At 43.2% G+C, this 1233-nt stretch carries 1 protein-coding gene; it reads left to right on the top strand.

All coding sequences use genetic code 11. The annotated features are described in order from the left end of the window. The first annotated feature begins 67 nt into the window (after window positions 1-67). A protein-coding gene (locus JKP77_RS22105) for an IS3 family transposase (protein WP_218313334.1) occupies window positions 68-1215 on the top strand; the annotation gives its coding sequence in 2 pieces (ribosomal slippage) (window positions 68-314 and window positions 314-1215; 1149 coding nt in all). Window positions 1216-1233: the final 18 nt, after the last annotated feature.

Raw genomic sequence — 1233 nt, 5'->3', positions numbered from 1 at the left:
TTGAATCGACACTAATTTCCTAGACGCCTCTTAGTTAGATAAACTAACTAAAAATACAGAGGTGCATATGAGCGGCAAGCGCTACCCAGAAGAATTCAAAATTGAAGCGGTTAAACAGGTAGTTGATCGCGGTCATTCAATATCTGACGTTGCGAAACGATTAGATGTCACAACACACAGTCTTTATGCTTGGGTCAAAAAATACGGCCCTGACTCTAAACAGCACAATGATCTGAGCGATGCTCAAGCCGAAATTAAACGGTTACAAAAAGAATTAAAACGGACGACAGAAGAACGTGACCTGTTGAAAAAAGCCGCGGCATACTTCGCAAAGCAGTCCGACTGAGGTATGCCTTTATTAAAGAAAACTCGGACAGTTGGCCTGTTCGTTGGCTTTGTAAAATGTTCGATGTTCATCCGAGTGGATATTACGCATGGAATAAAAAGCCTCACTCTAACCGAGCTAAAGCCAATCAACGTATTACAGGTTTGATTAAACAGTTCTGGTTAGAGTCTGGTGGTGTTTACGGTTACCGGAAAGTTCATTCTGACTTACGTGATGTTGGTGAGAAATGCGGTGTTAATCGCGTTTATCGGCTGATGCGGGAGGAAGGACTAAAAGCTCAGGTCGGATACCGGAAACCTCGTCATCGTAGCGGTGAGAGCCATATCGTCGTGCCCAATCGATTGCAGCGGCAATTTAATCCAGAATCGCCAGATGAGTCATGGGTGACCGACATCACTCATATCCGTACTCATGAAGGGTGGCTTTACTTGGCTGTGGTTGTCGACTTGTTCTCTCGTAAAGTCATTGGTTGGTCAATGCAATCACGGATCACGAAGGAAATCGTGTTAAATGCATTGTTAATGGCAGTATGGCGACGTAACCCTAAGAAAATGGTGACAGTCCACTCCGATCAAGGTAGTCAATACACCAGCCATGATTGGCAACACTTCCTTAAAGTAAATGGTCTTGAAGGCAGCATGAGCCGACGAGGTAACTGTCATGATAACGCGGTTGCTGAGAGCTTCTTCCAATTGCTAAAACGTGAACGAGTTAAGCGAAAAGTCTATTCAACAAGGGACGATGCTAGAAGTGATATCTTCGATTACATAGAAATGTTTTATAACAATAAACGAAAACATGGTTTCAATGATCTACTTTCGCCAGTAGAGTATGAAAAACGACATCAAGAACGGCTAGGAAGTGTCTAGATTATTGGTGTCGATTCA

The organism is Alteromonas antoniana, from assembly GCF_019249295.1.
In the GTDB taxonomy this organism is placed as follows: Bacteria; Pseudomonadota; Gammaproteobacteria; order Enterobacterales; family Alteromonadaceae; genus Alteromonas; species Alteromonas antoniana.
The sequence above is the reverse complement of the archived record's forward strand: the minus strand, read 5'-3'. Positions and strand labels throughout refer to the sequence as shown.